Origin of the sequence: Frankia sp. AiPa1 (genome assembly GCF_023243075.1) — a bacterium.
Classification (GTDB): Bacteria; Actinomycetota; Actinomycetes; order Frankiales; family Frankiaceae; genus Frankia.
The window spans coordinates 87,833-113,822 of record NZ_JALKFZ020000001.1 but is presented as its reverse complement, the minus strand read 5'-3'; the positions used below and the strand labels follow the sequence as shown (position 1 = coordinate 113,822).

Genomic DNA, 25,990 nt, shown 5'->3' with positions numbered 1-25,990 from the left:
CGCGACCTTTAGCCCAAACGACTCCCAGGCGGTCAGGTGAACGCGGATACTGATCGACAGCGGCCGGGACGGCGGAGGAGTCGCTGGATGATCGTGATCCATCGTGGGTAGGCCGGTCTCACTGATCGTGCGGCAGGACGGACCTTCCTGGTCGGCCTGGTCGCCGCAGTGTCCCGGCCTTGCCATGGTGCAGCCGGCGGCGGCCGAGCTGCGGGACGTGTTGCCCGAAATCTTCACCTGGTATTTCGGCGAGGACACGGAGATCGAGCCCCAGGTGCACTGCGAACGGGAGCTGCACGGAGTCGTCGTCCGCGTCGCCCAGGACGCGTGTCTCTACGAGCGGGAACGTCTCGCCGAGCAGCTCGCCGACGCGCTGGACGAATCCGGCCAGCTGGCCCGGGTGCGTTCCGAGCCGGTGAGCGGCGGCGGCGAGGTCACCCTCGTCTGTGCCCTGCAGTCCGACCGGATCGGCTGGCTCGCCGCCCAGATGGACGACGACGACACCCTCGTCGCCCTGCTCCCCGTCGCCGAGTCGATGCTCTGGGCCGTCCGTTTCGGCTCCGGAGCCGACGCCGACCGTGACGACACCGTGGTCCCGCTGGCCGCCTACCCCGGCCAGACCACCCTCGGCGAGATCATCCGTACCTTCGCCGGCCCCCGCCAGCACCTGCGAATCTGACCATAAAACGTAGCGCGCGTGCCGATCACGTAGGCATCGACCGCGGCGACCACCGGCATGACGATGTCCACCTCGACACCGGCCCAGTGCGGCCACCACAGCCTCCCCTCGGGCCAGGGCAGACCCCGGATGGCCGCCACCGCTCAGGCGGCAAGCCCCGGGGTTTTGTTAGAGCACTCACTTATGACCTAGGTACTCCAGCGAGTCGGGGGTGGCCTTGTGTCTCTCGCGTGTACCCGGGCTATCGGAGATCATTTCTGCTCGTATGGTCGACAGGGGTCTGGTTGATCATGTCGTGGAGGTGGCGGTGAGCGCTTCGCCAGGTGTGGCAGGGGCGGCTAGGCTGATCTCCATGGAGCGAGCGGCGCGGCTGACGGCTGTCGTCACGCACGAGGGCGACTGGTACGTGGCGCGGGCTCTGGAGGTCGAGGTGACCAGCCAGGGGGCCAGCGTCGAGGAGTCACTGGCGAATCTTCGCGAGGCGCTGGAGCTGTACTTCGAGGACCAGCCCTTCCCCGTGACTGCCGCGGACGGTCCCATCGTCGCTCCGCTGGACATCCGCCTGTCGGCGTGACACCCGCGCTGCCCCGGGTGTCCGGGGCGAAGGTCGTGAAGGCTCTGAGGCGTGCCGGCTTCGGTACGGATCGAGGCGCTCAGCGCTCAGCCTGCGCTTGAGCTGGACCGCGAGGGCATGCGACGGGGTCACGGCGTTCGACATCGGGCTACCGGTCTTCTAGACTTCACGTGGACACCCCGGATGGCCTCTACCGCTCAAGGTGGCAAGCCCCGGGGTTTTGTCTGTTCGCCCACCTTATGGCGATCAACGTGTCCGAACTCGCGCCCCCAGAGGGAGACCACGGCTTGCGGCCGGTGCCAGGCTGGTGGGGTGACTCTGTCGAAGCGTGCCTCGTGGTTCCTGGTTGCGGTGGGTGTGTGGACGTGGGCCATCTGGCCGAATTTCCTTCGCAATATCTGGAAAGATGATCGTTCTTGGGACCATGGTCCGACCGGCTTCTTCACGGTCCACCTGATCCTGACCGTCGTCTCCCTTGTCGTCGGCTCCGTGGTCGGCTGGCTCGGTATCCGTGGGGTGCGGGCGGGCCGGCCTGATGTCTCCAGCGGTGCGAACCTGTCCGAGGCGTTGGTCAGGTCCGGCCGCTGATGGCGGCGGATCTTGCTGGAGGCCTGTTGTTCTGAGGTTGTCCTGAGGCGCTCGAGATCCGGGTACCGCGCGCAGGATCTGATGCCGCGCCGCGCCAGCTGAACCCGCCGCACGCGGGCCCGCGGCACACCTGCCAGGCGGGGTCCCGCCCGCGACGGGGCGCGGCGTTGACGGCTCAGTCGTTGACGGCTTTGCCAGGCTGTGCTGTGCCGCCGGCGGTGGGCGTCGGCGCTCCCGCCGTGGCCGACGGGCCCGGCTTGGTCGGGGTGACCGGCAGTGACGTTGAGCCACCGGAGGTCGGCGTTGCTGTCGCAGTCTGTGACGGGGCGGACGGGGGCGTCGTCGGGGTCGCGGGTGCGGTGGTCGTCGGCGCGGCGGGGGTGGTCGTGACCGGCGGCGGGGTCGTCGTCGCCCGCGGGCGGTGGTACTGCGGCGTCTGCGGCACCACCACCGGCGCGGTGACGGGCGGCTGCGAGGTCACGGTAGGCACCGAGCTGGGAACGAGCGTGGGTCCGCCGGTCGTCCCCTGCGGGGAGAGGTCTGTGTGGTCGCCCGACGTGTTCCCGCCGGGCAGCGTGAGGGCCAGTACCACGGCGACGATCGCGAGGGCCGCGACGGCTCCGGCCGCGATGGCCGCCATCCGTCGGTGGCGGGAACGCTGTTGCTGCTCCCAACGGTCGGATCCGGCCGTGCCGCCGCGTGGGGGCACCTCACCGCGGCGGCGTGCCTCGTCCAGAGGCACGAGCCCGGCGGCGTGATCGTCGTCGAACAGGCCGAAATCCGGCGTGGCGATCAGCGGAGCCGTGCCGATCCGGGTCTCGTCGTCGGAGCCGCCGCGGACCGGGCCGGTCGCCTGGGCGTCCGTTCGCCCGATTCTTGTCGGTTCGTCGTGGTCAGCCTGACCGCGGGTGCGCGGGAAGGAGCTCGGTGTGGATGGGGCACGGCGCAGGCCGCCGGTGGCCGGCGAGATGGCCGTCTCGCCCAGGGCGTTCGGGATCGGATCGGCGGTGATCTCCGTGTCGGCGTCGCCCGCGTCGCCCGCGGCGCCCGCCCGGCTGGCCAGCGCCGCTCCTCCGCCCGCCGGTGCCTCGGCCGAGGGCTTCCCGGTACCCGACCCGGACGAGCTGGCAGGGTCGGGCTTCTCGGACGTGCCGCCCGCCCTCGGCCCCGTCGAGCCGGATGAGGATGCCGCCGCCCCGGCCGCCGCGGCGTTGGACGCCGGCCCGAGGCCACCGGCCCGCGGACCGGTGGTCCGGGTCTGGCCGTCGGGGGACCGCTCGGCACTCCCGGCGTCTTCGGCCCCGGCCCCGGCAGCGGCCGCCGCCGCGCGCTTGGACAGCCCCCGCCCGGCCCGGCCTTCCCGCACCGGCGGGGCGGAGGGGTGAGCGTCGTCAAGGTTCTCCAGGCCGACGTCGGCGGCGCTCGGACCCGCGTCATCCTCCCGATCACGGGTGCGGGCGTGCATCACGGACGCCGGGACCGGCGTGGCGTTGCGGGCCACCGGGATGAGCCGGCGGCGGATCTCGGTGACGTCCGGCCGCTCCTCGGCGGGGCGGTCCATCAGGTCGCTGAGCAGGTTGCGCAGTGGCCCGGCCAGGCGGAAGGCCCGGCGACGTCCCTCGACGACGGCGGTGAGCACCGCGTATGTCTCCGGGCCTTCGAACGGCGGCTGGCCCTCGACCGCGGAGTAGAGCGTCGCGCCGAGCCCCCACAGGTCGCTGGCGGGACTGCCGGAGGATCCGCGGACCCGCTCGGGTGCGATGTAGGCGGGGGAGCCGACGAGCGCGCCGGTTCCGGTCAGGGTGACATCGCCCTCGGTTGCGGCGATGCCGAAGTCGGTGAGCCGGACCCGGCCATCCCGCCCGAGCAGCACGTTGCCGGGCTTGACGTCGCGGTGCAGCACCCCGGCGGAGTGTGCGGCGGCGAGTGCGTCGGTCAGGGCGAGGCCGATCGCGGCCACCTGGTCGAACGGCAGTGGGCCGTGGTTGCGGATCACATCGCCAAGGCTGTCCGCGTCGACGAGCTCCATGACGATCCAGTGGCGCTGGTGCTCCTCGACCACGTCGTACACCGAGACGATGGCCGGGCTGTGCAGCCGGGCGAGCGCCCGTGCCTCCCGCAGCACCCGGGCCCGGATCGCGTCGCGCTCGTTCTGCGCGCCGGCCATCGGGACCAGGATCTCCTTGATGGCCACCGGTCGCTGGAGAAGCTCGTCCTCACCACGCCAGACGACACCCGCTCCACCACGCCCAATAGGCGTGTCGAGTCGGTAGCGCTGGGCTACATAACGAGGCGTGCCATGCCGGTCCGTGTCCGGGGGCACGCTTGCCGATTTGGCCATCGTGTCAAGTCTGACAGACGAACGGATCCGCGGCCTCGATGGCCTGCGTGTTTCCGGTCGCCTTGACAGTCAGAAGCCCGGCGAATGCGTACATCACGGGCCCGGCCGGAAGGTTCCGAAGAGACTTGCCATCATCGGTTGATCCTGCAACCAGTGGTCCTCGCGGGTATGCCAGTAGAGGGCATATCCGTGGCCGTTGCGAATCGCGCCCCGATTGAGCACATGCACCATGACCCCGTCCGACCTGCGGTACGCGAACTCCCAGTCGGCCTGGTTCGTGCCATCCCCACCGCCGCTGGGAGCCAGCCGTAGGCGCCGGTAGTCCTGCACGCTCCGAACGAAACTGGCTTCGTTGTACTGCCAGGCGCCGATCGCGGAGGTGTTTGCCCGCCTGACGCTACCCACCCGCAGGAACGAGTCGGAAGCCGGGTCCACGAAATCGACGTTGCCGGCCCCGCCGGGACCCGGCTGGGGCCGCCAGCCGGTTGGATAGGCCACCGACCAGCCGGCGCTCGGATCGGTGTAGGACGCCCAGCCCGGCGGCGGTACGGCGGGCACGGAGCGGGTCGCCAACGGGTCGCGCAGGGCTGCGGCGCGGTCGGCGGAAGGGGCGCCCGGGGATGCCGAGCTGGCGCCGTCCGGCGAGCCGCTGCGGCTGATCAGCAGCAGGATGGTGACGGCGACCGCGGCCGCCAGAGCCGCGAGCACCGACACCAGGACGATCAGACGATAGGCGCCCCGAGCGCGCCTCGGAACCGGCGCTGGGGAGGTGCCCGGTGCCGGTGTGGATCCTGACGCCGGGCTGGTGGCTGGCGTCGTAGCCGGGCTGGCGTCCGATCTGAGAGCCGGGCTGCCGGCTGGCGTCAGATCGGCCCCCGGTGCCGAGCCGGCGGCTGCCTGCCGCGACCCCTCCGGCTCGGGCGATGGCCGGGTGGGCGGGTCGGAGGGGGGCGAGGACGGCCCGACAGGGCCGGGCGAGGGCGGATCGGACGACGGCGTTGGGGGAGGCGACGGCGTGCGTACGGTGGCGGGGGTGGCCGGGGCCGCATGGCCCAGGGCGTTTCTGCCGATCAGGCGAGCCCGGGCGGGAATGCCGCCGAGGGCACGGGTGCGGTCCACCTGGCGCAGCCGCTCGACGGGACGGGTGATGCGCGCCCGCGCCGACGGGGCCGCGGTGCGGGCCAGGTCGGCTCCGCCCGGCGCCAGCGGGGCTGCCGCCGTGGCGACCGTTGCGAGGGTCGCCACCATCCCGGTGGCCGCGACGTCGGCCAGCGCGTCCGCCGGTGATGTCCGGTCGGCCTGGCTCGCGATCTCTCCCGCCGGGATCGGGTCTTCCGGCTCTCCCGCCGGGATCGGGTCTTCCGGTGCGGCCGGTTCGCCGTTGATGTGTTGTTCGGGCTGCCGGTTTCCGTGGGCCGCGATGTGTTTTTCGCGGGCCTGTGCCGCAATGGTCGGATGGTCACTGTCCTCGGCACCGCCCGGGCGGTGTACAGCCTGCGGGTTCTCTGCCGTGTCCACGAGAGGGACGGGTGCGGAATTTCCGGATCGGTCGCCGCGTTTGGCCGGGAACGATTCGTCGATGTCACCGGAAGCGCCGGCTGTATCCGCCGGATTGCCGTCGGGCGAGGGCGATGTCACGCGTACCGCGCTCATCCCGTGAAATTGCTCCGGGAGCGTCCCATCGTTTCGGGCGGGCGTCGTACCGGCCCCTGACATCGCACCGGCGACATCCGCCTTCGCCCCTGCGTCGGCGGCCACCCCCACCACGGCGTCCGCCGTTGCGGCGGTCGTCTCGGTGCCGGCTGGCCGCGTGACGGCGGCCGTCTTCCCGGCGGCGGTCGTCTCCGGGGGCCCGCTCGGCGAGGGCGCGGGGGATGTCGGCGCTGGAGACACAGCCGGGGGCGGGGAGGGACGGGGGGAGCGGTGGATCCTGGTCCCTCCGCGCGCGGAGGAGTGGTCACCGAAGGACTGCACGATGTCACGCAGCCGCCGACGGACAGCTGGCAGCGTCGGGCGGTTCGCCTCGTGCGGAGCCATCAGATCGTCGATCAGCGGTGCCAACGGGCCGGCAAGCCGGAAGGGCCGCCGCTCGCCGCGCATCAGCGCCGACACCACCGCGACCGGATCGCCACCCGCGTACGGCGGGCAGCCCTCGACCACGGTGAACAACGCCGCGCCCAGGCCCCAGCGATCACCAGCGGCGCCGCCGGCGCCGCCCCGGGCGCGCTCGGGCGGCAGATAGGCCGGTGAACCGAGCACCACGCCGGTGTTGGTCAGGCGGGGATCGCCATGGCTCACGGCGATGCCGAAGTCGGTGAGCCGGGCTTGTCCGTCCGCCGTGACAAGCACGTTGCTCGGTTTGACGTCGCGGTGCACGATGCCGAGCCGATGCGCCGCCTCCAGCGCGTAGGCGAGGCTGATGCCGATCCGACAGGTCTCCTCGACCGGCCGGGCGCCGGAGTCGATGATGATGTCGGACAGGGACTGCCCCTCGACGTACTCCATGACGATCCAGGGCAGATCGCCGTCGTCGATGACGTCCAGGACCGTCACCGCGCCGGGATGGTGCAGCCGGCCGGCAGCGCGCGCCTCGCGCAGCACCCGTTCCCGGGCCCGGTCCCGCTCGAGCCCGGTTTCGGCGACAGGCAGCCGGACCTCCTTGACGGCCACCGGCCGCTGGAGCAGTTCGTCGGTGGCGCGGTGCACCACGCCGAAGCCACCGTGCCCCAGCACCCCGCCGAGCCGGTATCGCCCACCGACCAGCGCCGGTGCCCGTCGCGACGCCGGTGCTGGTGCTGGTGCTGATGCTGGTGCCGGCGATGGAGCTGACGTCGAAGCGGATATCGGCGCCGATGCCGGTGTCGGAGCTGGAGTCGGTGTCGGGCCCGCGGCCTGGGCTGCGGGGGACCTGGACTCGCCTGCCATCCCTTCGTCCTTCCGGTCGCCAGTGAGGCTCGCGTCCATGGGATCACATCGTGGGTGGTCCGCGACGGTGGGGCAGGGTGGCTGTCCGCGGCCAGATCGCGGCCACGGCGGCGGACGGACGGATCCTGGCGTGTTCGCGCCATCCCTGCCGCGGACGCGCACGCACCGGCCGGGACGCGTCAGGATGGTGCGGGGCACGGCATCTCATCAGGCATGGAATGGGGGTGGGCTGTGGACGACCAGATGTGGGAGCGGCTGCGGGACGCCGCGAGACGCGTCGCCGAGCATGCCTATGCGCCCTATTCCGGCCTGCGGGTCGGCGCTGCGGCGCTGGTGGCCGATGGGACGACCGGCCGGGCGGATGATCCCCCCTCTGGGGATCCCTGGATCGTCACCGGCTGCAACGTCGAGAACGCCTCCTACGGTCTCACGCTGTGCGCCGAATGCGGGGTCGTCGCCGCGCTGTGCGCGGGGGGCGGCGGCCGGCTGGCGGCGCTGGCCTGCGTGGACGTGTCCGGCCGCCCGCTCGCGCCCTGCGGCCGCTGCCGACAGGTGCTCTACGAGCACGGCGGCGCGGAGCTGCTGATCGCCACCGCGGACGGGGTGCGCCGACTGGCTGAGCTGCTGCCCGGCGCCTTTGGCCCCGCCAGCCTGCCGGATTCGGCTGTTCGGCGACCATGAGCGCCGACTTCGACGTCGTCGATCTGATCCGGGCCAAACGGGACGGAGGCTCGCTGCCGGGCGCCGCCGTGGACTGGCTGATCGACGCCTATACCCACGGCCGGGTCGCCGAGGAGCAGATGGCCGCCTACCTGATGGCGGTCGTGTGGCGCGGGATGGCCCCGGACGAGCTGCACCGCTGGACCGCCGCAATGATCAATAGTGGCGAGCGGCTCGATCTCGCCGGGATCGGGCGGCCCACCGTCGACAAGCATTCCACCGGCGGGGTCGGTGACAAGGTCTCGCTCGTTCTGACGCCGCTCGTGGCGGCCTGCGGCGTCGCCGTCCCGCAGTTGTCCGGTCGCGGCCTTGGTCACACCGGCGGCACGCTGGACAAGATGGAATCGATTCCCGGCTGGCGCGCGGAGCTGCCGCCCGGGCGGATGCGACGCCAGCTCGCCGACATCGGCGCTGTGATCTGCGCCGCCGGCAGTGGGCTTGTCCCGGCCGACCGTCGTCTGTACGCGTTGCGGGACGTTACCGGAACCGTCGAGTCGATCCCGCTGATCGCGTCCTCCATCATGAGCAAGAAGATTGCCGAGGGGACGTCGGCACTGGTGCTCGACGTCAAGGTCGGCGCCGGTGCGTTCCTGCCGTCGGTGGACGACGCCCGCCTGCTCGCGCGCACCATGGCCGGCCTCGGAGCCGCGGCCGGTGTGCGGACCGAGGCCCTGCTCACGGCCATGGACGCCCCCCTGGGGCGCGCGGCGGGCAACGGCCTCGAGGTCGCCGAGTCGGTCGAGACCCTGCGCGGCGGCGGTCCCGCGGACCTGATCGAGGTCACTGTCGCCCTGGCCCGGATGATGATCGAACTCGCCGATGGGCCCGACCCGTCGGGCATGGTTGATCCTGCGCTGGTGCTCGCGTCCGGGGCGGCCTACCCGGTCTGGCGGGCGATGGTCGCGGCGCAGGACGGCGACCCGGACGCGCCCCTGCCACGCGCGTCCACGGTGGCGGTCGTGCCCGCGCCGGCCAGCGGCTACCTGAGCCGGCTCGACGCGCGGGCGGTCGGAGTCGCCGCTTGGCGGCTCGGTGCCGGGCGGGCCCGCAAGGAGGATCCGGTCTCCCCGGTCGCCGGGGTCCGGTGGCACGCCGGCATCGGCGATCCGGTCACGGCCGGCGAGCCGTTGCTCGAGCTGCACACCGACAACCCGGCGACCCTCGAGCGGGCGCGCGCCGCCCTCGCCGATGCCGTCACCATCACGGCGCAGCCGTCACCGGCGAGCCCGCTCGTCCTCGAACGGGTCCGCGCCTGACCGCGGGCATCCGCTGTCGCGGTTCGAGTGTCTGGCAGCAGCCCTCGGTCGCGCCGGGCCGCATCACCGACGTCCGCATCACCGACGTCCGCGTCATCCCGCCGCGGTGCCGCGCGGCCGGTCGGATTCTGTCGGACCCGTGGCCTACCGTCGGGCTGGACATGGAGGAGACGATGACGAGCACGACGGCGGCCAGTGCGATGACGAACAGCACTATGACGGACGGCGCGATGACGGCGGGCACAACGGTCACCGCCCCGCCGCTCGGGGTCGAGGAGATCCGGCGGGTCCCGAAGGTCCTGTTGCACGACCATCTGGACGGTGGCCTGCGCCCGTCCACCGTCGTCGAGCTTGCCGACGAGCTCGGCTATCAGGATCTGCCGACCACGGATGTGCGGGCCCTGGGCACCTGGTTTCTGGGGGGCGGGGCCCGCGGGGGAGCGCACAGCGGCTCGCTGGTCAACTATCTGGAGACGTTTCGGCACACGGTCGCCGTGATGCAGACGCCGGAGGCGATCCGTCGCGTCGCCCGGGAGTGCGCCGAGGATCTCGCCGCCGACGGGGTTGTCTACGCCGAGGTGCGGTTCGCCCCCGAGCTGCACGTCGAGCAGGGACTGTCGCTCGACGCGGTCATCGAGGCCGTCCTCGACGGGTTCCGCGCCGGTGCGCAGGGCACGCGGCTGCGGATCCGCGCGCTGCTGACGGCGATGCGCCACCAGGCCCGCTCGCTGGAGATCGCGGAGCTGGCGATCCGCTGGCGCGGCGCCGGTGTCGTCGGGTTCGACATCGCGGGCGCCGAGGCCGGCAACCCGCCCACCCGCCATCTGGACGCGTTCCAGTACATCCAGCGGGCCAACGGGCACTTCACGATCCACGCCGGTGAGGCGTTCGGGCTGCCGTCGATCTGGGAGGCGGTGCAGTGGTGCAACGCCGACCGGCTCGGCCACGGGGTGCGCATCGTCGACGACATCACCGTCGACCCGGACGGCCACGCCACCCTCGGCGATCTCGCCAACTTCCTGCGCGACGTGCGCGTGCCGCTGGAGATGTGCCCGACGTCGAACGTGCACACGGGCGCCGCTGCGAGCATCGAGCGGCACCCGATCGCGCTGCTGCGCCGGTTGCACTTCCGCGTCACGGTCAACACCGACAACCGGCTGATGAGCGGGGTGTCGCTGTCGAGTGAGTTCGCGACGCTCGCCGAGGTCCACGGCTACGGCTGGCCCGACATCCGCTGGTTGACCCTCAACGCGATGAAGTCGGCGTTCCTCCCGTTCGACGAGCGGCTCGACCTCATCAACCACGTCATCAAGCCGGGCTATGCGCCCTACGTCCAGGAGGAGTACGCCCGATGAGCGAGGACGCGGTGGTCGGTGCGGATGGGCGGGCGCGTTGCCCGTGGGGGTTGTCCGCGGCGGAGTACGTCGAGTACCACGACAGCGAGTGGGGCCAGCCGGTCCGGGACACGGTGGGGCTGTTCGAACGGATCACTCTCGAGGCGTTCCAGTCCGGCCTGTCCTGGCTGACGATCCTGCGCAAGCGGCCCGCGTTCCGGGCCGCGTTCGCCGGCTTCGACCCGGCCGTCGTCGCCGAGTACGGGCCGCCGGACGTCGAGCGGCTTCTCGGCGACGCCGGCATCGTCCGCAACCGGCGCAAGATCGAGGCCACCATCGTCAACGCGCGGGCTGTGTGCGGTCTCCAGACGCCGCTCGCCGAGCTGGTCTGGGCCCACCAGCCACCCGCGTCGCCCCGGCCTCGCCGGATCGCCGACGTCCCGGCGACGTCACCGGCGTCGGTGGCCCTGACGAAGGCCTTACGGGCTTGCGGATTCGTCTTCATCGGCCCAACCACCGCCTACGCACTCATGCAGTCCTGCGGCCTGGTCGACGACCACCTCGCCGCCTGCTGGGTGCCCCGCGTGGCGGCAGAATGACTGCCGCCCCGGCGCCCGGCCGGGGCTGGAGTGCTGGATTGGCGCAGGCACGGGTAAGGCGCCAGGTCGGTCCGAGCGGGCGAGCCGGCCGACCGAGTCGGGTCCGCGCAGGCCGGGCGGCTCAGGCGGGGAAGCCGGCGAGGACGTCGGCGGAGGCGGACAGGCCGAGCCGGGTCGCGCCGGCCTCGAGCATCGCGGTGGCCTGCTCGGCGGTCCGGATACCGCCCGACGCCTTGATCCCGAGCCGTCCGCCGACCGCACCGGCCATCGACCGCACCGCCCGCACGCTCGCCCCGCCGGCCGGATGGAAACCCGTCGATGTCTTGACGTACTCCGCCCCGCCGGCCTCGGCCGCCCGACAGGCGGCGACGATGTTCGCGTCGGGCAGCAGCGCCGTCTCCAGGATCACCTTGAGCACCACGTGCGGCGGCACGGACAGCCGGACCTCGCTGATCTCGGTCTCGATCGCCCGCCAGTTCTCGTCCATCGCGTTCGCGATGTCGATCACCATGTCGATCTCGGTGGCGCCGTCCGCCACGGCGCGGCGGGCTTCCTCCGCCTTGATCACTGTCAGGTGGTTGCCGTGCGGAAAACCGACCACCGAGGCGACGGCGAAGGCCGGCTGCTCAGGCTGTCCGTCCCGGCGGGCGCTGGCCGCGGCCAGGTACACATGCGTCGGCGCCACGCACACCGCGCCGACGCCGAGCTTCGCCGCCTCGGCGCACAGGGCGAGCACCTCCTCGCCGGTCGCCGCCGGGGCGAGCAGCGTGTGGTCGACGAGCCGGGCTACCTCGGCACGCCGCCGGCCACCGGCCGTGGTCCCGCCTGCGGGCTCTTCGGCCGGCCGGGCGGCGCTGTCGGGGCTGGCGGGCTCGTCTGTCATACGTTGCATCATTACCGACGGGAACCGCCGACCGGAATCGCCGACCCACTTCGTGTCCGAGGAGTCAGTTCGTGCACCTGCACGTCGTCGACCATCCCCTGGTGGCCTCGTCGCTGGCTGTCCTGCGCGACGAGCGCACGTCCCGCGCCCGCTTCCGGCCGACCCTGCACGAGCTGGCCACCATGCTCGTCTACGAGGCGACCCGCACGCTGCCCACCATGCCGGTGACGGTGACGACCCCGCTGGCCACCACGGCCGGCGTGCGGGTGGCCGCCGAGCCGGTGGTCGCGCCGGTGCTGCGCGCGGGACTCGGCATGCTGCCCGCCGCGCTCGCGCTCCTTCCCGACGCCCACACGGCGTTCCTGGGCCTGTCCCGGGACGAGACCACCCACCAGCCGACGGTCTACCTGGAGGCCGTGCCCGCCGACCTGGCCGGCCGCCCGGTGCTGCTGCTCGACCCGATGCTCGCGACCGGCGGCTCGGCGCTGCACTGCGTGCGCCTGCTGCACGACCGCGGCGCGCGAGGCGTCACGGTGGTCGCGGTGGTCGCCGCGCCGGAGGGCCTGGCCGCGCTGGAGTCCGGCCTGCCGGCCGAGGCGGCAACCGACCTCACCGTCGTCGTGGCCGCCGTCGACGAACGTCTCAACGACATCGCCTACATCGTCCCCGGCCTCGGCGACGCCGGCGACCGCATCTACGGCATCTTCTGAAATCCAGCGGGACCTCCATGTCTCTGTTCATCCGGTGCCCGTCGTCGACTCAGGGAGCAGCCGGCTGATGTGCCCGCCGGAGACAAGGACCTGGTATGCGGCCCGGACGTTGTCGGGGACGGGTTGGGGGATGGCATGGCCGGCCTCGGCGTAGCGCCAGATGCGTTGGGTGTCCCCGGCAAGCATTGCCATGACCCGGTCGGCGTCGCCGATGCTGGCGACATAGTCGTCGAGGCTCATGGGTTCCGATGCGCACTGGACGTCGACGTCAGGCCACAGTTTCCGGCAGGTGGCGTAGGCACGGCGCTGCTGATATGGGCGTGAGATCAGCGTGATGGCTCTCGGGGTGATGCCGTGGCTGGCGAGCATCTCGCGGGTGCGGGTGATGTTCTCGCCGGTGTTGCGCGCGGTCGGCTCCACGAGGATGGCTGCGTCGGGCACGCCGAGGAGAAGTGCATGCTCGCGATAGTGCACGGCCTCACCGCGCGGAAAGCGGACAATCGTCGTGGGTGCGTTCGCGCCGGTGAACACGATCCGAGAGAACATCTCGCGCTGGTAAAGGTCCGCCGCACACGTGGCCACACCCAGGTCATGGCTGCCCAGGCCCACTCCCACGTCGGACGGGCGGAGCTCATGATGCATGTCGTGGTAATCCCAGAGCACTTCTACCGCGCTCCGCAGCCCACTCGGGATGACAACGGGCCTGGTCATGCCTGGGCTCCGGAGTCGGGGATCTGGAAACGGTAGGTCCAGGAGAACTGCGACGCTGCGTGCACGCCTGCGCCTGCCCGACCCACGACAAGCCCTTCCTCTTTGAGTCGAGTGATCGCGAGGCGCGCGGTCTCGGACGCGACCCCGTACTGCTGGGCGAGTTCCGCGGTTGACGGAAGTGCGGCGTTGGGGCCGAGTCGTCCCGAGGTGATCTGTTCGCGCAAGTCGGCCACCCACCTGCGTGGAATATCACCCGGCGAACGCCGGTTCAGAGTCTGCCGTCCGTCACAGCTGGTCAGGCGGGATGGGGATCGTCCAGGCGGGTCAGCAGCTCGTCGACGGCGGATGTCAACGCGGTCAGACGAGCCTGTGCTCGCGCGCGGGCCGGGCCGACGGCATCCAGCGCGGCGGTCGGTACCGGCTCGATGACCTCAAGGTATGCCTTGAGCTTTGGTTCGGTCCCGCTTGGGCGGAAGATCACCCGGTCCGAGTCGAGGAACAGCATCAGGACGTCCGCGGGAGGCAGCTTGGTCACGGTGCCGTCAGCGGAGCCTTGGGGCACGGCGCCATCGGCGGTGCCCTGAGCCTCGATGTTGTCGGTGGTGCCCCTGGCCGGGGATGGATCGGGATGGAGCAGGTCGCGCTGTCCGGTCACGGTCAGGCCGGCGAGTTCGGACGGCGGGCTGGAGCGTAGCCCGCGCATGACGGCGGCGATTCGCTCCGGGTCGGCGAGGCGGGCCGAATGCTGTGCCGTGACGTGCACGCCGAGCCGCGCGGCCAGCTCGTCGAGGAGGTCGGTCAGGGTTCGTCCACCGCCCCTCGCCGTCATGGCGAGCAGGGCGACGGCCAATGCCGCGGTGATCCCGTCCTTGTCGCGGACGAGGTCCGGGGCGAGCGCGTAGCCGAGCGCCTCCTCATAGCCGAAGACCAGCCGTGGATCTGCCCGCATGATCCACTTGAAGCCGGTGAGGGTCTCCCGGTGCGGGACGCTCCGCGCGTCGGCCAGCGCCCGTAGGCCGCGGGAGCTGACCACCGTCGTCGCGACCGGCCCGGGACGGCTGCGCAGCACGAGGTCGGCCAGCAGCAGCCCGACCTCGTCACCGGTCAGCAGCCGGCCGCCAACGGCGACCGCGCACCGGTCCGCGTCCGGATCGGTGGCCAGTACCAGGTCGGCGCCGACCCGCTCGGCGAGGGCCAGTGCCAGGTCCAGGGCACCCGGTTCCTCGGGGTTCGGCCAGCGGACGGTGGGAAAGTCCGGATCGGGCCGTGCCTGCTCGGTGACGACGACCGGCGCGGCGAGCCCTGCGGCCGTGAACACCTCGGCCAGAACCCGCCCGCCCACACCATGCAACGGCGTGTAGACGATGACGCGCTGACCGAGCTGGTTGCCGGTGGGCCCAGGGCCCGCGGCCGGGGCGCCGACGGGCCGGGTGCCTGCCGTGCGGGTGTCGACGGGAATCGTGGGATCCGCTGAATCTATGAAGCCTGCGGAGTCGTGCGGCGGCGTCGGGCCCACCAGAGTGAGGACCGTCGCCGCGGCCTCGCGGACGTACTGCGTGACCAGCGTCTGGTCGAGGCGCTGCCAGGTGTCGGCGAGGGGGATTGCCGCAGCCGGGCCGGTATCCGCGATCCGACGCTCGATCTCCTGGTCGGCCGGTGCGACCAGCTGTGCACCCCAGCCCGGATCGCTCGCGGTTCTGGCGCCGCCGAGGTAGACCTTGTACCCGTTGTCACCGGCCGGGTTGTGGCTCGCCGTGATCATGATGCCGGCATGGGCGCGCAGTCGTCGGACGGCGAAGGCCAGCACCGGGGTCGGCAGCGCCTCGGGCAGGACCAGCACTCGCAGTCCCGCCCCGGCCGCCACCCGCGCGGCGTCCAGCGCGAACGTCTCGCTGCGATGCCGGGCGTCGTAGCCGATCACCACCGACGGCACCCGGCCGCCGGCCGACGGCACGCCATCCGATCTGGCCTGTGTGGTCTGGTCGAGCAGCCAGGCGGCGAGGCCAGCGGTGGCCCGGCGGACGACGGCGGTGTTCATGCCCGCGGGTCCCGGCCGTAGGGGGCCGCGCAGGCCGGCGGTCCCGAACCGCAGCGGCGCCCGAAGGCTTTCCGCCAACCGGGCCCGCGCGGCCGGGTCGGTGCCGGCGGCGGCGGACAGCCGGCGTAGCTCCTGACGGTCCCGCGGATCGGGGTCAGCGGCGAGCCAGGCGTCAGCCGCCTCGGCAAGCGTTCGGGGGAGTGGTCGCGGAAGCTGTGGCTGCGGCGGCCCTGGCTGCGGCGGCCCTGGCTGCGGCGGCCCTGGTCGAAGCGGCCCTGGTCGAGGCGGTTCCGGTCGAGGCGGTTCCGGCCGAGGCGCGGCTGGCTGAGGACCGCCTGGAGGCACGGCTGGTGGTGACACGGCGTCACATCCTCGGGTCGGGCATCTCGAACCGGTCAGCGGGGACCGGTCAGACCAGCAGGGGCCGCTCAGAGACGAGTGACGAGGGCCGCGAGCAGACGGCCCATGCGCTCGGCGGACGCGGCGCCCGCGGCCAGTACCTCCTGGTGGCTTAGCGCCGCGCCGGTCATGCCGGCGGCCAGGTTCGTCACCAGGGAGATGCCCAGCACCTGCGCGCTCTCGGCGCGGGCGGCGATCGTCTCATGCACAGTGGACATGCCCACCAGGTCGGCGCCGAGCATGCGCAGCATGCGGATCTCCGCGGGCGTCTCGTACTGCGGGCCGGGCAGGCCGGCGTAGACGCCTTCGGCGAGCGACGCGTCGACCTCGCGGGCGAGCGCACGCAGCCGCGGCGAGTAGGCGTCGGTCAGGTCGACGAACCTCGGCCCGACCAGCGGGGACCGTCCGGTGAGGTTCAGATGGTCGGAGATGAGCACCGGTTGGCCGACACGCATGTCGGCGCGCAGGCCGCCCGCCGCGTTCGTCAGCACGACTGTGCCGGCGCCGGCCGCGCACGACAGACGGACGGCGTGCACCACCCGGGACAGCTCGTGTCCCTCGTAGGCATGCACCCGGCCGAGGAAGACGAGCATCCGGCGGTCCCCGAAACGCATCGACCGGGCCGACGGCTGATGCCCGGGAACGGTCGCCGTGCCGAGCGGGAAGCCGCCGAGCTGCGCGAACCTCATGTCGACGACCTCGTCCGCCTGGTCCGCGAGGATGCCGGCCGCTGGGCGCCAACCGGAACCCAGCATGATCGCGATGTCGTGCCGTCCGGCGCCGGTCAACTCCGCGAGCCGCGCCGCCGATGCTGCCGGGTCCGGCTGCTGTGCGGGGTCGGGTCGATGGTGCGCCTTCGGTCGTGCGGGCTGCTCGTCGGACGGCTCCGACGGCTCCACCCCGCTCTGCTGGGCTGGTGGTCGCGGGCCGCCCGGGTGGACTACCCGTTCCGGCTGCGCCCTGGGCCGCGGCTGCTCCTGCACGCGGCGACTGTACGGGGTGGTGGGGGACACTGGCGTTCGTGCCCCTGTTGCCGTCGCATCGCCGAATGCCGACCATCCCGCTCGAACCGGGCGAGTTCACTGAGGTGGTGCTGCGCGGCCGGCTGACCGACCCCGAGGGCGCCGGACGGCTTGTGTCCAGGGCGGAGACCTTCGTGGGACGCCGCGTCGGAATGTCCCGCTGGATCGTGCTGACGGACCGGCGCCTGCTGGTCGTCGCGCCCTTTCCCCGCGAGGGTGACTGGTTTGACGTGGTGTTCGACCGTCGGGAGGTCTCGTCGTCGCGCGGAGTCCGGCACGGGGACGTCATCACCGTGGAGCTCAGCTCGCCGCGCGGCCGTCAGGTGCTGCGCGTCCCGGCCCGGCTGCGCACGGAGGTCGCCCGGTTCATCCGGGCCCTACGCCGATAGCGTCCCGGCGTTCGGGTGGCCGGCGACCGGTTCGGCCGGATGGCCCGTAGACGGCCCGCGGGTGGCCACAGCGGACTGTCGCGGTCCGGCGGCCGATAGGGTCGGCAGGGAACCCACGGCGGGCGTGACGATGTCACCACGGATGACGTCGCCGCATCTGCCCGCGGCGGACATCCGTCGGCCGCGGGCAGATGCGGGCGGCGGGCGTCCTGGATGCGCTGGACGTCCACGTCACAGATGTCGCCACGGCAGCGGCGGACCGTCCGCGGCGCGGTGGGCCGAATCGGACAGCGATGGGAACGACGGACCGATGACTACAACCCAGCCAGCCACCGGCGAGCTACCCATTCCGGGGCGGGGGGACACCCCGTCCGGGGGGCGGCGCACGGCCATGCGCACGCATCTGTGCGGCGACCTGCGAGCCGAGCATGTGGGCCAGATGGTGTCCGTCTGCGGCTGGGTGGCGCACCGCCGCCAGCATGGGGCGGCGCTGACCTTCGTCGACCTGCGGGACCACAGCGGGCTCGTTCAGGTCGTCGTGGACGGCTCGGTCGACGTCCGCTCGGAGTACGTGCTGCGCATCACCGGCACAGTTGTCATCCGGCCCGAGGGCACCGCGAACCCGGGGCTCGCCACTGGCGAGATCGAGCTGCGGGACTGCGCGGTGGAGATCCTCTCCACCGCGACGCCGCCGCCGTTCCCACTGGACGACCGGGCCGACGCCGTGGACGAGTCGACCCGGTTGGCCTACCGCTACCTCGACCTTCGGCGGGAGCGGATGCAGCGCAACCTGCGTACCCGCTCGACGGTGCTCGGCGCGATGCGCACGGCGCTGGCGCCGCTCGACTTCGTCGAGGTGGAGACGCCGCTGCTCATGCCGTCGACCCCCGAGGGGGCACGGGAGTTCATCGTCCCGTCCCGGCAGTTCCCGGGCAGTTTCTACGCGTTGCCGCAGTCGCCGCAGCTGTTCAAGCAGCTGCTCATGGTCGGGGGCACCGACCGGTACTTCCAGTTCGCGCGCTGCCTGCGGGACGAGGACCTGCGCGCCGACCGGCAGTACGAGTTCACCCAACTCGACATCGAGATGAGCTTCGTCGACCAGGACGACGTGCTGGACGTGATCAGCGCCGCGGTGCTCGCCGCCACCCGCGCAGTGGTCCGGGGCCGGGCCGCCGGCGTGGGCGGTACTGACGAGACCGGTGGCGAGGTGCCGCCCATCGAGCGGATCACCTGGCACGAGGCGATGAACCGGTTCGGTGTAGACAAGCCGGACCTGCGCTTCGGGATGGAGCTGGTCGAACTCACCGCGATCTTCGCGAACAGCGGTTTCAAGGCCTTCGCCGGAGCTGCCGCGATCAAGGGCATCCGCGTGCCCGGCGGTTCGGCGGGCCACAACCGCCGGAAACTGGACGACCTCACCGACCGGGCCAAGTCGCTGGGTGCCAAGGGGCTGGTCTGGATGCGGGTCGGCGCTGACGGCACGCTCGAGTCGCCGGTGCGCAAGTTCCTCTCGGACGCCGAGGCCGCGGGCATCGTCGCGGCCACCGACGCCGAGGAGGGTGACCTGCTGCTGCTCGTCGCGGACGAGTGGTCGACGACCTGCGAGGTGCTCGGCCAACTGCGGAACGACCTCGGCCGCCCGCCGGCCGGCCAGGGGCCGCTGCGGTTCGTCTGGGTGGTCGACTTCCCACTGTTCGTCGGAATCGACGCGACGACCGGACGGCCCAAGCCCGGGCACCACCCGTTCACCCGGCCGCACCCCGACGACCTGGCCAAGCTCGAGACCGACCCGCTCGAGGTGCGCAGCCGCGCCTACGACCTGGTGCTCAACGGTTGGGAACTCGGGTCCGGCTCGATCCGGATCCATGAGAGCGAGCTGCAGCAGCGTATCTTCGGTCTGCTCGGCATCTCGCCGGAGGAGGCGAACAAGCGGTTCGGCTTCTTCCTCACCCCGTTCGGCTATGGCGCCCCGCCGCACGGCGGCTTCGCCGTCGGCATCGACCGGCTGGTCGCGATCCTGGCCGGGGAGGAGAACATCCGCGAGGTGATCGCCTTCCCGAAGACCCAGTCCGGCCTGGACCCGCTCACCGGTGCGCCGACACCCGTCGCCGACCGCCAGCTGCGGGAACTCGGCGTGAGGGTCGTGGCCGGATCGTCCGGTGCTCAGGGCGGTGCCGCTGCTGCTGGTGTCTCGGCTGCTGGCGCCTCGGCTGGTGCGGTCGCCTCGGACGGGCGGAGTGCGCCAGGCGGTGCCGCGCCAGGCGGAGCCGCGGGTGCCTCCGGCGCTTCTGGGGTCTCTGCCGTGTCCGGGGCCGCCTTGAACGGATAGCGGCGGCGGCAGGGGGTACTGACCCCCTGCCGAAACGCCCGTGCCGGACGCTGGTGCGGGACGCGTGCGTGGCGGGTCGGCGACGGCTGCCCGAGGCCGGTGTCGGCCCCGATCCGAGGAGCGTGCGTGCGGATTCCCTTCTCATCGTCGACGAGCTCGAGTCTCGGCATCGAGTGGGAGCTGCAGCTGGTCGACTACCAGACCCGGCAGTTGCGGGGCGACGCGAGCGTGATCCTTGACGAACTGCGCGCCAAGCTCGGCGAGCAGGATGCGGCGAAGGCGAAGCACGAGCTGTTCGACTCGACGATCGAGGTCATCACCGGTGTCTGCGGATCGGTGGGCGAGGCCACCGCCGACCTTGCCGGTACCGTGTCCGTGCTACGTGACCTGGCGGAACGCCACGGCATGGGGCTGATGTGCAGCGGCACCCATCCCATCAGCGACTACGCCAGCCAGCGGATCACCGAGGACAACCGGTACGCCAGGCTGGTCACGCAGATGCAGTGGCTGGCCCGCCGGCTGCTGATCTTCGGCGTGCACGTCCACGTCGGCGTTCGCTCGCCGGAGAAGGCCATGCCGATCATGAATGCGCTCATGGCGCACATCCCGCATTTCCTCGCGTTGTCCGCGTCATCGCCGTACTGGCTGGGCGACGACACGGGGCTTGCCTCGTCCCGCTCGCAGGTGTTCGCGAGCCTGCCGACCGCCGGGCTGCCCTACCCGTTGGAGGACTGGCCGGGATTCGAGTCCTTCATGGGGACGCTCATCGCTTCCGGGACCATCGAGACGATCCGGGAGATCTGGTGGGATATCCGGCCGCATCCGAACTTTGGCACCGTCGAGCTTCGTATCTGTGACGGCCTGCCGACGCTGATGGAGGTGGGCGCGGTCGCCGCTCTCGCCCAGTGCCTGGTCGACCGGATGAACACCCAAATCGACCGCGGCTACCGCCTGCCCACGCCACAGCGCTGGCTCGTCCAGGAGAACAAGTGGCGGGCGGCACGTTACGGCCTCGATGCCCAGATCATGATCGACGACCGGGGGGCAGTCCGCTCCGTCCGCACCGATCTCGTGGATCTGGTGGAGGATCTTCTGCCGGTCGCGCGCCGGCTGGGATGTGTCGAGGAACTGTCCGACGTCCTTTCCATCGTCGAGATCGGGGCGAGCAGCTCCCGGCAGCGCGACGTTGCCCGGCGGGCCGGCGGGGATCTTCTCCCGGTCGTCGATACCCTGCTTGCGGAGATGGACGGTGGGCGTCCGATCGCGAAGTGTCCGCACCCGTCAGGTCCGACACCGCCGCCCGGGTCGGCGTCCAGGTCTGTAGGGATTCCCGGACTGTGAGGAGGTGCCCGGCCGGCACATGGAGGCGCACGAGATCGCCGCGGTCGCAGGCTGGTTGGCCGCCCACGAATCCGAACTGATCGCGCTCCGTCGGGATCTGCACGCCCATCCGGAGCTCGGCCGCCAAGAACGCCGCACCGCGGGCCAGATCGCGGCGAGGCTGCGATCCGCCGGGCTTTTCCCGCGGAGCCTGCCGGACGTCCCGGGCCTGTGGTGTGACATCGGGGCCGACGCGGCCGACGCGGCCGACGACCCTGCCGCACCGGTCGTGGTCGTTCGCGCCGACCTGGATGCCCTGCCGCTGCCGGACACGAAGGACGTGCCGTACCGGTCCACGGTGCCCGGGGTCGCCCACGCGTGCGGCCATGACGTGCACACGGTCGTGGTGCTCGGTGCTGGCTTGGCGCTCGCCGAGTACGCGCGCTCGGTCCCGCTGTCCGGCACCGTGCGCCTGGTGTTCCAACCGGCCGAGGAGCTGATGCCGGGGGGCGCCCTCGACGTCATCGACGCCGGGGCGCTCAAGCCGGCGTCCGCCGCGATCGCTGTCCACTGCGACCCGGCCCTCGACGCGGGCATGATCGGCCTGCGAGCCGGGCCGATCACCTCGGCCGCCGATGCGCTGGAGATCACGTTGGCCGGTCCCGGCGGACACACCTCGCGTCCGCAGAACACGGTCGATCTGGTCTACGCGTTGGCGCGCCTCGCCGCGGATCTACCGGCTGCGCTGGGGCGCCTCATTGATCCGCGCTCGAGCCTGTCGCTGGTGTGGGGCCAGATCCAGGCCGGCACCGTCACCAATGCCATCCCGCGCTCCGGCCAGCTCCGCGGCACCCTGCGCACCTTGTCCCGGGAGACCTGGGAGGCCGTTCCGGAGCTGGTGACGCGGCTCGCCGAGCAGCTCGTGGCCCCCTATGGTGCCCAGATCGTGGTCGACTACCACCGCGGTGTCCCGCCAGTGGTGAACAGCGCGGAGGTGGTCGACGTGTTCCAGTCCGTCGTGGACGCCGCGCTGGGACACGGCGCGTCCGCGACGGTTGCGCAGTCGCTGGGGGGCGAGGACTTCGGCTGGTACCTCAATCAGGTTCCCGGCGCGCTGGCCCGGCTCGGGACTCGTGTCCCTGGCGGACCCACCTACGATCTTCACCAGAGTGCCTTCGACGTCGACGAACGGGCGATCGGCGTGGGGGTCCGCCTGCTGGCCGGTTCTGCTCTCGAGCTGCTTCGCCGGCCGCCGGCTGTCGAGTAAGGGCCGCTGGCTGTCGAAGCCCACTGGCCGTCAGAGCTGGCTGAGTGGGCTCGCCGTCACCGCGCCGTCTTCCGTCCGTGCCCAGTCGTCCCGCGCCGCGCCTTCTGCCCGAGGTCGGACGCCGCAGCTGCCCTCCACCTGGGTGTTGCGTTATGCGGTTGGGCGAGTGCGAAGCTCCTCGACGTAGTCGGCCGGCGCCCCGGCCTTCTCTGCCGAGTCCGCGATCATGTTGAGGTACCAGCGCGACGGCAGTCCGCCTTCGTAGGAGTTGAGGATGTACGTCCACGCGAGTGCCTCGCCGTCGAGAGTGTGCACCCGTACCCGGATCCGGGTGTACAGCCCGGTGTCCGCTCCTTCCCAGATGTCCAGCCGCTCCAGATCGTGCCGATCAAGATCGTAAAGAAGCGCGTACGCATGCGCTCCAGGCGCCTCAACGATGGTCGCGAGCGCGCCGTCCCATCCGACGTCCTCGCCGCCGAAGGTCAGCCGCCAGCCGTTGATCCATCCGGTGCCGGTCACGGGTGAATGCGGCGCCCGCTCCTTCATCTGCGCAGGGTCGAGGTTGCCGGCATAGGCCGCGTACAAGGTCATCGGAATCTTTCGGGTTACGGTGTGTTATCGGGTCTGCGCGATTCTGCTTGATTGCGGAGCCTTCGTGATCTATGGCGCCCTCCCGGCGGAGACATCGCCTGTGATCCTACGGAGCTGTCCGTACCGGGAGGAGCGTCGATGTCGAGACGGGGGAAGATAAGCACAGGTGAGGTTGGATTGGGAGGACTCGTGACGCGCATCGTCATTCTCGGTGGGGGCCCAGGGGGCTACGAGGCGGCACTCGTCGCGGCGTCGCTAGGGGCGTCGGTGACGGTCGTCGACGTGGACGGCGTCGGTGGGGCCTGCGTCCTTACCGACTGCGTCCCCTCCAAGACGCTTATTGCTACGTCGGAAACCATGACAAATATCGCACTTGCTCCGGGGCTGGGCATTCGGCCGCGGGGACTCGGCGTGACTGCGGACGTGACGGTGCCGGCGGTCGCCTGGGGAATGCCTGGGAGTTCGGAGTCGGACGCACCCACGCTCACCCCGCCCGAGGTTGTCGGGGTTGACCCCGAACAGGTCTACGAGCGGGTCCGCGACCTCGCCAAGGCACAGTCCCGGGACATCGAGCGGCGGCTGGAGCGAGAGAAGGTCGAGGTGGTGCATGCAGCCGGGCGCATGGTCGGCCCGCACGCGGTCGAGGCGAGCAACGGCGAGACCTTCGTCGGCGATGTCGTCCTCATCGCGACGGGCGCCTCTCCGCGGAACCTGCCCACCGCGCAGCCCGACGGTGAGCGGATCCTGACCTGGCGTCATCTGTACGACCTCAAGGAAATTCCAGAACATCTCGTCGTCGTCGGCTCGGGTGTGACAGGTGCCGAGTTCGCGAGTGCGTACCGGGCCCTAGGGGCGGAGGTCACCCTGGTCTCCTCTCGGGAGCGGGTTCTGCCGGGCGAGGACCCGGACGCCGCACGCGTCATCGAGGACGTATTTGTGCGCAGAGGAATCGAAGTACTCAACCGTTCGCGAGCCTCCTCCGTGCGTCGGATCGGGGACGGAGTGATAGTCGAGCTGTCCGACGGCCGAGCGGTCACCGGTAGCCATGCACTCATGGCCGTCGGTTCCGTACCAAGGACGCGGGACCTCGGGCTCACTGGTGTGGGTATTCGCCTTGGACCTGGTGGGCACGTCAATGTCGACCGGATGTCGCGCACATCGGTGCCCGGCGTCTACGCGGCCGGGGACTGCACCGGCGTCCTGCCGCTGGCCTCGGTCGCGGCGATGCAGGGCCGCATTGCGATGTGGCATGCCCTCGGTGAGGCCGTCAGCCCTCTTCGGCTCGGCACCGTCTCGTCCAATATCTTCACCGAGCCCGAAATAGCCACCGTCGGCATGACGCAGGTCATGAAGGATACCGGAGCGGTGGCCGCCGAGGTGACCACCGTGCCGCTCATGCGAAATCCACGTGCCAAGATGATGGGTATTGAGGATGGCTTCGTAAAGCTTTTCTGCCGACCGGGTAGCGGTAGCGTTCTCGGTGGAGTTATCGTCGCGCCACGAGCATCCGAGCTTATCCTCTCCATCGCTCTTGCGGTCGAACATGGTCTCACCGTCGACCAGATCGCTCACACCTTCTCTATCTATCCTTCGCTGTCCGGATCGATCACCGAGGCGGCGCGGGTGCTGCGGCCACGCGACTTCTTCGCGGGTTTCGACAACCCGGCCTGACTGGAAGCTTGCTCTCTCCACGTGGTTCGGGGCCGCATCTCGAGCGCCCTCCCTGGCCAGGCGAACTCTGTTGCTGGCCTGCTGGCGGCCGCGTGTTCTCCCGTGTCGGTGATGGCCCAAGCATAGGACGGGCGGGCGTGCATATCCACCATCCGCCGAAGCGAATTCTCCTCGGTGTTGTGGTCGGTATCTTTCTCGAGGTTCCTGTCGGGTCCGTCGGCCACGTTCCGCTGGTGCGCGTGGACGCACGTGATGGCCGCTATTTCTGCTGATGGTGCCACCCAGGTTCGAGACCTTCGGCCAAGCTGCTTCCTCGAGGTTGTGTTCACGGCCTCTGGACGTCGGCGAACCGTGCCGCCAAGTTTTCTTCCGGGGCTTGCCAGGAATTCGCCGTCAGACTAAGATTCGAATGTGCGTTCGAATGTGATGCCGGGTCCAGCCGGTCGGCCTTCCCATGATTTCGCAGGAGTACGTCCTTCTTTTCTTGCCGGCATCCTGGAGGGGTGGGCGATGATACCCAAGTCGTGTTCCACGACGGAGCGGACATCCTCTGCCCGGGGAGGACTGGCGGCAGTGACGGGTGTTGCCTTGACCGGCGATGCGCAGGACTGGTGGGCTGACATACGGGTGGGAGGGCGCGGACTTGCCGAATCGGAGGACGTGGATTGTCTGACGCATGATGAGTCGGCCGCGAAGGTCGCGGCGCGGGCACAGGCAGAGCGGTTGTCGGTTCGCGCCAGATTCGCCGAGATGCGGCCGGCTCTCCCCGCGGTGGACGGGACAGAGAATCCCTGGCCGACGGCGGACGGCGAGCTGATCGAAGTTGCCGACCGGCGCTATCCGTCGGCGGCCCTGGCCCGGAAGGTGCGGCTACGGAACACCGAGTGTGTGATGCCGGGCTGCTCCACACCGGCCACAGCCTGCGATCTGGACCACACGGTTGCCTGGTCGGAGGGGGGTCTACCAGTGAACGGAATCCTGGGCCGTTGTGCCGCCGGCATCATCGTGCCAAGCATCGCCGGGAGCGGCAGACCTCTCACGGGCGGGGCGGGCTCGCGGCGGCCGTCGGCGGGCCCGCCTGGAACTGGGATCTGGAACAGCCCGAGTCGGGCAACCTCACTTGGCGGACGCCGACGGATGATCGGCTCCATGCCCGCCTGGACGACTACCGTGACTATTGATCAGCTGCTCGTGGCCGGGGCGCCTTCACTCGGCATCTGCCGGATCATCCGGTGGGGAGGAGACAGGCGGGAATCCGTGTTGCTCGAGGCGCCGGTTCCGGAAGTAGTTGCCGGTGGCGAACCCCAGGCCCAGGCCGGCCAGCAGGATGAATCCCACGGCGACGGCGCGTACCGCGGGCTGCCCGGGAAGAAGGGCGAAGACCACGGCGAAGGGCAGCAGCAGAAGAAGGGGACGCATGGCCTGCCGCACCCGCCATCCGGGCCCGGTCAGGTCATGCGACACCCATGCGTTGTAGGCCGGAGGGAGAGTTCCGCCGAGCAGGTAGTGAACCCGGCCGGTCAGCGGCGGCCGGCCGGTGTTGGCGCTGTCCACCGCCGACGGACTCGCGTGCTGGCCGCCGGCCGTCCGGCTGTCCTCACTGCCGTTCATACCCGCAGCTTACGAAGCGACGAGGCGCAGCGA

Annotated in this window: 23 protein-coding genes; 14 read left to right on the top strand and 9 right to left on the bottom strand. The window is 71.2% G+C overall.

Going from position 1 to position 25,990, the window contains the following annotated elements; translation table 11 throughout:
* Window positions 1–103: 103 nt before the first annotated feature.
* From MXD95_RS00415 to MXD95_RS00405, 3 genes are all read left to right on the top strand, one after another.
* Window positions 104–679 carry a hypothetical protein gene (locus MXD95_RS00415; RefSeq protein WP_250638465.1) on the top strand — a complete coding sequence of 192 codons (576 nt, stop codon included), beginning with the start codon at window positions 104–106 and terminating at the stop codon, window positions 677–679.
* Window positions 680–1,031: 352 nt separating this feature from the next.
* Window positions 1,032–1,253 carry a type II toxin-antitoxin system HicB family antitoxin gene (locus MXD95_RS00410; protein ID WP_023839758.1) on the top strand — a complete coding sequence of 74 codons (222 nt, stop codon included), beginning with the start codon at window positions 1,032–1,034 and terminating at the stop codon, window positions 1,251–1,253.
* Window positions 1,254–1,565: 312 nt separating this feature from the next.
* Window positions 1,566–1,841, top strand: coding sequence for an SCO4848 family membrane protein (locus tag MXD95_RS00405; RefSeq protein WP_250638464.1), 276 nt, complete (start codon window positions 1,566–1,568; stop codon window positions 1,839–1,841).
* Between the two features lie 175 nt (window positions 1,842–2,016).
* Here MXD95_RS00405 and MXD95_RS00400 read toward each other — a convergent pair whose 3' ends face one another.
* Complete coding sequence (locus MXD95_RS00400; protein ID WP_250638463.1) at window positions 2,017–4,182, bottom strand: serine/threonine-protein kinase; 2,166 nt, start codon at window positions 4,180–4,182, stop codon at window positions 2,017–2,019.
* Between the two features lie 93 nt (window positions 4,183–4,275).
* Entirely contained in the window at window positions 4,276–6,915 is a 2,640-nt protein-coding gene (locus tag MXD95_RS00395; RefSeq protein WP_250638462.1) for a protein kinase domain-containing protein, read from the bottom strand.
* Window positions 6,916–6,950: 35 nt separating this feature from the next.
* On the opposite strand from MXD95_RS00395, the gene MXD95_RS00390 reads away from it, so the two are divergent.
* The 5 genes from MXD95_RS00390 to MXD95_RS00370 all read left to right on the top strand — a co-directional run bounded on the left by MXD95_RS00390 (window position 6,951) and on the right by MXD95_RS00370 (window position 11,016).
* The gene (locus MXD95_RS00390) at window positions 6,951–7,133 is read left to right on the top strand and encodes a hypothetical protein (protein ID WP_250638461.1); all 183 of its coding nucleotides are present in this window, start codon (window positions 6,951–6,953) and stop codon (window positions 7,131–7,133) included.
* 205 nt (window positions 7,134–7,338) lie between these two features.
* Window positions 7,339–7,788 (top strand): cytidine deaminase, encoded by a 450-nt coding sequence (locus tag MXD95_RS00385; RefSeq protein ID WP_250638460.1) that lies wholly within the window; start codon window positions 7,339–7,341, stop codon window positions 7,786–7,788.
* Window positions 7,785–9,083, top strand: coding sequence for a thymidine phosphorylase (locus MXD95_RS00380; protein WP_250638459.1), 1,299 nt, complete (start codon window positions 7,785–7,787; stop codon window positions 9,081–9,083). The genes MXD95_RS00385 and MXD95_RS00380 overlap by 4 nt, the downstream gene beginning before the upstream one ends.
* A gap of 230 nt (window positions 9,084–9,313) precedes the next feature.
* Entirely contained in the window at window positions 9,314–10,438 is a 1,125-nt protein-coding gene (locus MXD95_RS00375) for an adenosine deaminase (RefSeq protein ID WP_250638620.1), read from the top strand.
* Complete coding sequence (locus tag MXD95_RS00370) at window positions 10,435–11,016, top strand: DNA-3-methyladenine glycosylase I (protein ID WP_250638458.1); 582 nt, start codon at window positions 10,435–10,437, stop codon at window positions 11,014–11,016. Before MXD95_RS00375 ends, MXD95_RS00370 begins: the two co-directional genes overlap by 4 nt.
* A 121-nt stretch (window positions 11,017–11,137) precedes the next feature.
* Here MXD95_RS00370 and deoC read toward each other — a convergent pair whose 3' ends face one another.
* Window positions 11,138–11,908, bottom strand: coding sequence for a deoxyribose-phosphate aldolase (gene deoC, locus MXD95_RS00365; protein WP_250638457.1), 771 nt, complete (start codon window positions 11,906–11,908; stop codon window positions 11,138–11,140).
* A gap of 62 nt (window positions 11,909–11,970) precedes the next feature.
* Between deoC and upp the strand changes: the two genes are divergently transcribed.
* Window positions 11,971–12,609, top strand: a complete 639-nt coding sequence (gene upp / locus MXD95_RS00360; protein ID WP_250638456.1) for a uracil phosphoribosyltransferase — start codon at window positions 11,971–11,973, stop codon at window positions 12,607–12,609.
* A 27-nt stretch (window positions 12,610–12,636) separates the two neighbouring features.
* Here the strand turns inward: upp and MXD95_RS00355 are convergent, their stop codons facing one another.
* The 4 genes from MXD95_RS00355 to MXD95_RS00340 all read right to left on the bottom strand — a co-directional run bounded on the left by MXD95_RS00355 (window position 12,637) and on the right by MXD95_RS00340 (window position 16,656).
* On the bottom strand, window positions 12,637–13,320 hold the full coding sequence (locus MXD95_RS00355) for a YdcF family protein (protein ID WP_250638455.1): 684 nt from the start codon (window positions 13,318–13,320) through the stop codon (window positions 12,637–12,639).
* Window positions 13,317–13,544 (bottom strand): winged helix-turn-helix domain-containing protein, encoded by a 228-nt coding sequence (locus tag MXD95_RS00350; protein WP_250638454.1) that lies wholly within the window; start codon window positions 13,542–13,544, stop codon window positions 13,317–13,319. The genes MXD95_RS00355 and MXD95_RS00350 overlap by 4 nt, the downstream gene beginning before the upstream one ends.
* Window positions 13,545–13,615: 71 nt before the next feature.
* The gene (locus MXD95_RS00345; protein WP_250638453.1) at window positions 13,616–15,358 is read right to left on the bottom strand and encodes a phospho-sugar mutase; all 1,743 of its coding nucleotides are present in this window, start codon (window positions 15,356–15,358) and stop codon (window positions 13,616–13,618) included.
* Window positions 15,359–15,786: 428 nt separating this feature from the next.
* Window positions 15,787–16,656 (bottom strand): purine-nucleoside phosphorylase, encoded by an 870-nt coding sequence (locus tag MXD95_RS00340; protein WP_374121925.1) that lies wholly within the window; start codon window positions 16,654–16,656, stop codon window positions 15,787–15,789.
* A 149-nt stretch (window positions 16,657–16,805) separates the two neighbouring features.
* On the opposite strand from MXD95_RS00340, the gene MXD95_RS00335 reads away from it, so the two are divergent.
* The 4 genes from MXD95_RS00335 to MXD95_RS00320 all read left to right on the top strand — a co-directional run bounded on the left by MXD95_RS00335 (window position 16,806) and on the right by MXD95_RS00320 (window position 22,084).
* Window positions 16,806–17,168 carry a hypothetical protein gene (locus MXD95_RS00335; protein WP_250638452.1) on the top strand — a complete coding sequence of 121 codons (363 nt, stop codon included), beginning with the start codon at window positions 16,806–16,808 and terminating at the stop codon, window positions 17,166–17,168.
* Between the two features lie 310 nt (window positions 17,169–17,478).
* Window positions 17,479–19,497, top strand: coding sequence for an aspartate--tRNA ligase (gene aspS / locus MXD95_RS00330; RefSeq protein ID WP_250638451.1), 2,019 nt, complete (start codon window positions 17,479–17,481; stop codon window positions 19,495–19,497).
* Between the two features lie 126 nt (window positions 19,498–19,623).
* Entirely contained in the window at window positions 19,624–20,838 is a 1,215-nt protein-coding gene (locus tag MXD95_RS00325) for a glutamate--cysteine ligase (protein ID WP_250638450.1), read from the top strand.
* A gap of 19 nt (window positions 20,839–20,857) precedes the next feature.
* A complete protein-coding gene (locus MXD95_RS00320; RefSeq protein WP_250638449.1) occupies window positions 20,858–22,084 on the top strand; it encodes an amidohydrolase in 1,227 nt (408 codons plus the stop codon).
* Between the two features lie 150 nt (window positions 22,085–22,234).
* On the opposite strand, the gene MXD95_RS00315 is transcribed toward MXD95_RS00320, so the two are convergent.
* Window positions 22,235–22,675: a gamma-glutamylcyclotransferase family protein gene (locus MXD95_RS00315; RefSeq protein WP_250638448.1), complete on the bottom strand. Its 441-nt coding sequence runs from the start codon at window positions 22,673–22,675 to the stop codon at window positions 22,235–22,237.
* A 189-nt stretch (window positions 22,676–22,864) separates the two neighbouring features.
* Here MXD95_RS00315 and MXD95_RS00310 point away from each other — a divergent pair, with 189 nt between their 5' ends.
* The gene (locus MXD95_RS00310; protein WP_250638447.1) at window positions 22,865–24,346 is read left to right on the top strand and encodes an NAD(P)H-quinone dehydrogenase; all 1,482 of its coding nucleotides are present in this window, start codon (window positions 22,865–22,867) and stop codon (window positions 24,344–24,346) included.
* A 1,206-nt stretch (window positions 24,347–25,552) separates the two neighbouring features.
* On the opposite strand, the gene MXD95_RS00305 is transcribed toward MXD95_RS00310, so the two are convergent.
* The gene (locus tag MXD95_RS00305) at window positions 25,553–25,957 is read right to left on the bottom strand and encodes a DUF5313 family protein (RefSeq protein WP_250638446.1); all 405 of its coding nucleotides are present in this window, start codon (window positions 25,955–25,957) and stop codon (window positions 25,553–25,555) included.
* Window positions 25,958–25,990 lie beyond the last annotated feature (33 nt).